Origin of the sequence: Microcystis sp. M169S2 (genome assembly GCF_020245865.1) — a bacterium.
Classification (GTDB): domain Bacteria; phylum Cyanobacteriota; class Cyanobacteriia; order Cyanobacteriales; family Microcystaceae; genus Microcystis; species Microcystis ichthyoblabe_A.
Map to the genome: position 1 here is coordinate 1 of NZ_JADBUB010000257.1, position 5,498 is coordinate 5,498.

A 5,498-nucleotide genomic window follows, 5' to 3' on the forward strand; every position below is an offset into this window, starting at 1 on the left:
AGAGGTGCGGAATAACTCAGGGAAACTTGAGCTAATACCGGATACGTCAGAGATGAGAAAGATTTATCGCTGAAGGATTAGCCCGCGTCTGATTAGCTAGTTGGTGAGGTAATGGCTCACCAAGGCGACGATCAGTAGCTGGTCTGAGAGGATGATCAGCCACATTGGGACTGAGACACGGCCCAAACTCCTACGGGAGGCAGCAGTGGGGAATATTGGACAATGGGCGAAAGCCTGATCCAGCCATGCCGCGTGAGTGATGAAGGCCTTCGGGTTGTAAAGCTCTTTTATCCGGGAAGATAATGACTGTACCGGAAGAATAAGCCCCGGCAAACTTCGTGCCAGCAGCCGCGGTAATACGAAGGGGGCTAGCGTTGTTCGGAATCACTGGGCGTAAAGCGCACGTAGGCGGCTTGTTAAGTCAGGGGTGAAATCCTGGAGCTCAACTCCAGAACTGCCCTTGATACTGGCAGGCTTGAGTGTGGAAGAGGTTGGTGGAACTCCGAGTGTAGAGGTGAAATTCGTAGATATTCGGAAGAACACCAGTGGCGAAGGCGGCCAACTGGTCCATTACTGACGCTGAGGTGCGAAAGCGTGGGGAGCAAACAGGATTAGATACCCTGGTAGTCCACGCCGTAAACGATGGATGCTAGCCGTCAGGGAGCTTGCTCTTTGGTGGCGCAGCTAACGCGTTAAGCATCCCGCCTGGGGAGTACGGTCGCAAGATTAAAACTCAAAGGAATTGACGGGGGCCCGCACAAGCGGTGGAGCATGTGGTTTAATTCGAAGCAACGCGCAGAACCTTACCAGCCCTTGACATGGGCAGGACCGGTCCAGAGATGGGCTTTTCCCGCAAGGGACCTGCCGCACAGGTGCTGCATGGCTGTCGTCAGCTCGTGTCGTGAGATGTTGGGTTAAGTCCCGCAACGCGCGCAACCCTCGCCTTTAGTTGCCAGCATGTTTGGGTGGGCACTCTAGAGGAACTGCCGGTGACAAGCCGGAGGAAGGTGGGGATGACGTCAAGTCCTCATGGCCCTTATGGGCTGGGCTACACACGTGCTACAATGGCGGTGACAGTGGGAAGCCAGGTCGCGAGGCCGAGCCGATCCTGAAAAGCCGTCTCAGTTCAGATCGCATTCTGCAACTCGGATGCGTGAAGGTGGAATCGCTAGTAATCGCGCATCAGCATGGCGCGGTGAATACGTTCCCGGGCCTTGTACACACCGCCCGTCACACCATGGGAGTTGGTTTTACCCTAAGCCGGTTGGCTAACCGCAAGGAGGCCGCCGACCACGGTAGGGTCAGCGACTGGGGTGAAGTCGTAACAAGGTAGCCGTAGGGGAACCTGCGGCTGGATCACCTCCTTTCAAGGATGTCTGCTGATGGCCTCGTTCGCGAAGCCTTGGTGGCGTCTTTCATATGATACTGCTTTCCAAGGTTGCTGTTTCTTGGTGCTGTTCCGGATGGGATGGTGCTGGGTTATGGCGAGCTCTCACCGAGTTTCTCAGTTGTCTTGAATGATGAAGTGCTTGGTTGCTGTGCTTGGCCATGTGTTGAGAGACATGTGGTGGGCGCCGATCGCGCATCCTTCCCCGATTGGGCATCCCCGCGTTGCGGGGCCAGTAGCTCAGTTGGTTAGAGCACACGCTTGATAAGCGTGGGGTCGGAGGTTCAAGTCCTCCCTGGCCCATTTATTTTGCGCAGAGCGCAAAATAAATCCCCCGGAGGGATAGAGAAGCGACCCGCGATGCACCGCATCGCGGCGCGGCCTATCACGGGAGATGTCCTCTATGAGTGATGGGCGTTAGTGATGCCTGCGTGGTTTTTATCGTGACGAGTTGAGGCTGCGAGTTTCCCCTGAGGGGGCGTAGCTCAGTGGGAGAGCACCTGCTTTGCAAGCAGGGGGTCGTCGGTTCGAATCCGACCGTCTCCATGGGGGATGGTTGTGGTTTGCCGATGATGCGCTTTCCTGGCTTCCAGAAAAACCGATCTTGCCTTGCGCTGTGGTCCTTATGTGGGGCTGTGGTGCGGGCTTGAGGTGCTGTTCTTTCTCATGGTGAAGATGAATTGGTGTGTTGTGACGCATCACAAGTGTCGGCGTGTTTGTCTGCGCGCTGATGTGATGCGAGGCGCTGCTGCCTGACTGATTTGTATGGGGCGTGATTTGGCCCTGTGCGCGGGCGGTGGTGTGGATATGAAGTGAGATAAGGGCGTTCGGTGGATGCCTTGGCGCTAAGAGGCGATGAAGGACGTGGCACGCTGCGAAAAGCCGCGGGGAGATGCGAGCGATCGTTGATCCGCGGATGTCCGAATGGGGAAACCCACCCTTTCGAGGGTATCCAGTTCTGAATACATAGGAGCTGGAGGCGAACCCGGGGAACTGAAACATCTAAGTACCCGGAGGAAAAGACATCAACAGAGATTCCGCTAGTAGTGGCGAGCGAAAGCGGATCAGGCCAGTGGTTTTTGAGAGAGAAGCTGAACGGCTTGGAAAGGCCGGCCGCAGTGGGTGATAGCCCCGTAGGCGTAGAGCTCTTGAAAATCCTTGAGTAGGGCGGGGCACGTGAAACCCTGTCTGAACATGGGGGGACCACCCTCCAAGCCTAAATACTCCTTAGCGACCGATAGTGTACAAGTACCGTGAGGGAAAGGTGAAAAGCACCCCGACGAGGGGAGTGAAAGAGACCTGAAACCGGACGCTTACAAGCAGTCGGAGCTCGCAAGAGTGACGGCGTACCTTTTGTATAATGGGTCCGCGAGTTCGTGTTGGCAGCAAGCTTAAGCCGAGAGGTGTAGGCGCAGCGAAAGCGAGTCTGAATAGGGCGCATAGTTGCCGGCATGAGACCCGAAACCTGGTGATCTAGCCATGGACAGGCTGAAGGTGGGGTAACACCCACTGGAGGGCCGAACCCACGCCTGTTGAAAAAGTCGGGGATGATCTGTGGCTAGGGGTGAAAGGCCAATCAAACCAGGAAATAGCTGGTTCTCCGCGAAATCTATTGAGGTAGATCGTTCGTTGATCACCCTCGGAGGTAGAGCACCGGAAGGGCTAGGGGGGCCCAAAGCCCTACCAAACCCTACCGAACTCCGAATGCCGAGGAGTGCAGACGGGCAGACAGACAGTGGGTGCTAAGGTCCATTGTCGAGAGGGAAACAACCCAGACCATCAGCTAAGGCCCCCAAATCGTGGCTAAGTGGGAAAGCATGTGAGACGGCCAAAACAACCAGGAGGTTGGCTTAGAAGCAGCCATCCTTTAAAGAAAGCGTAATAGCTCACTGGTCTAATAGCTATCTTGCGGCGAAAATGTACCGGGGCTCAAGCCACGTGCCGAAGCTATGGGTGTTTGAAAGAACGCGGTAGCGGAGCGTTCTCTAGGCCGTTGAAGCCGTACCTGTGAGGGGCGGTGGAGGTATGAGAAGTGCGAATGCGGACATGAGTAGCGACAAACAGGGTGAGAAACCCTGTCGCCGAAAGTCCAAGGGTTCCTGCGCAAGGTTAATCCGCGCAGGGTGAGCCGGCCCCTAAGGCGAGGGCGAGAGCCGTAGCCGATGGGAACCAGGTGAATATTCCTGGGCCCGCCAGAAGTGACGGCCATGAAACATTGTCATCCCTTATTGGATTGGGGTGGCGGTTGGATTGGTCCGGGAAATAGCTCTGGCATATGGACCGTACCCGAAACCGACACAGGTGGACTGGATGAGTATTCCAAGGCGCTTGAGAGAACCATATCGAAGGAACTAGGCAAATTACCCGCGTAAGTTAGCGATAAGCGGGACCCATCTTTGGGCAACCAAGGGTGGGTGGCACAGACCAGGGGGTGGCGACTGTTTAGTAAAAACACAGGGCTCTGCGAAGTCGAGAGACGACGTATAGGGTCTGACGCCTGCCCGGTGCCGGAAGGTCAAGGGGAGATGTGCAAGCATCGAACCGAAGCCCCGGTAAACGGCGGCCGTAACTATAACGGTCCTAAGGTAGCGAAATTCCTTGTCGGGTAAGTTCCGACCTGCACGAATGGCGTAACGACCTCCCCACTGTCTCCGGTATGGGCTCAGCGAAATTGAATTCCCCGTGAAGATGCGGGGTACCCGTGGTCAGACGGAAAGACCCTATGAACCTTTACTGCAGCTTGGCAGTGGCGCCAGAAGAGGGCTGTGTAGGATAGGTGGGAGCCATTGAAACCGGGGCGCCAGCTTCGGTGGAGGCAACCTTGAAATACCACCCTGCGCTCTTTTGGCGTCTAACCGAACCCGGTTATCCCGGGTCGGGACCCTGCCTGGTGGGCAGTTTGACTGGGGCGGTCGCCTCCCAAAAGGTAACGGAGGCGCGCGATGGTGGGCTCAAGCCGGTCGGACATCGGCTGTTGAGTGCAAAGGCACAAGCCCGCCTGACTGCGAGCGCGACAGCGCGAGCAGGGACGAAAGTCGGCCTTAGTGATCCGGTGGTCCCGCGTGGAAGGGCCATCGCTCAACGGATAAAAGGTACTCTAGGGATAACAGGCTGATCTCCCCCAAGAGTCCACATCGACGGGGAGGTTTGGCACCTCGATGTCGGCTCATCGCATCCCGGGGCTGGAGCAGGTCCCAAGGGTTCGGCTGTTCGCCGATTAAAGCGGTACGTGAGCTGGGTTTAGAACGTCGTGAGACAGTTCGGTCCCTATCTGCCATGGGTGTTGGAGACTTGAGAGGAGCCGTCCCTAGTACGAGAGGACCGGGACGGACGCACCTCTGGTGCACCGGTTGTCGCGCCAGCGGCATCGCCGGGTAGCCAAGTGCGGAATGGATAACCGCTGAAGGCATCTAAGCGGGAAACCAGCCTCAAAACCAGGTCTCCCTAAGGGCCGTGCAAGACCAGCACGTCGATAGGCCGCACGTATAAGTGGGGTAACCCACTCAGCTAAGCGGTACTAATCACCCGATAGAACTACATATCCATCACCCACCGCAACGAACTTCCCCAAAAGAAGTTCACCGCGCACAGCGCCAAATTACGCAACACAACACCACACACCAATTCAAACCCTCACCATAACATGATCCTGTACGGTGGCTCGGTGGCTATCGCGGTGTTGCAACACCCGTTCCCATCCCGAACACGGCCGTGAAACACACCAGCGCCCATGGTACTGCGTCTCAAGACGCGGGAGAGTCGGTCGCCGCCGAGCCACCATACAGGATCATACAAAACACATCACCCAACGCGGGGTGGAGCAGCCCGGTAGCTCGTCAGGCTCATAACCTGAAGGTCACAGGTTCAAATCCTGTCCCCGCATCCAACGATCCCATAACATCACCAGAACATACGTTCACAGCACGGCGAAGCCCAACCTTCGTCGCTGGCCGCCCCTCCTCATCCGAAGATCGCAAAAACGCTGCAAGTGTCCGTCGTCAAATCATTTGAGACCGCTTTGCACGCTGTCTAACGGAGTATCTGGCCCATCTGTGGTTAAGGTTAAGCTGCGTTTTGGTGATGCATCAAGCGGCGGTGCTGGATGGTTCTG

At 56.6% G+C, this 5,498-nt stretch carries 3 tRNA genes and 3 rRNA genes; all 6 read left to right on the forward strand.

Going from position 1 to position 5,498, the window contains the following annotated elements:
* A 16S ribosomal RNA gene (locus IM485_RS22225) occupies positions 1-1,367 on the forward strand; the annotation flags it as partial.
* A 249-nt stretch (positions 1,368-1,616) separates the two neighbouring features.
* A tRNA-Ile gene (locus IM485_RS22230) sits at positions 1,617-1,690 on the forward strand.
* Between the two features lie 171 nt (positions 1,691-1,861).
* Positions 1,862-1,933: transfer RNA gene (locus IM485_RS22235), tRNA-Ala, on the forward strand.
* A gap of 261 nt (positions 1,934-2,194) precedes the next feature.
* Positions 2,195-4,929: ribosomal RNA gene (locus IM485_RS22240) — 23S ribosomal RNA — on the forward strand.
* Positions 4,930-5,047: 118 nt separating this feature from the next.
* Positions 5,048-5,162: ribosomal RNA gene (rrf, locus tag IM485_RS22245) — 5S ribosomal RNA — on the forward strand.
* A gap of 34 nt (positions 5,163-5,196) precedes the next feature.
* Positions 5,197-5,273 (forward strand) — tRNA-Met (locus IM485_RS22250).
* Positions 5,274-5,498: the final 225 nt, after the last annotated feature.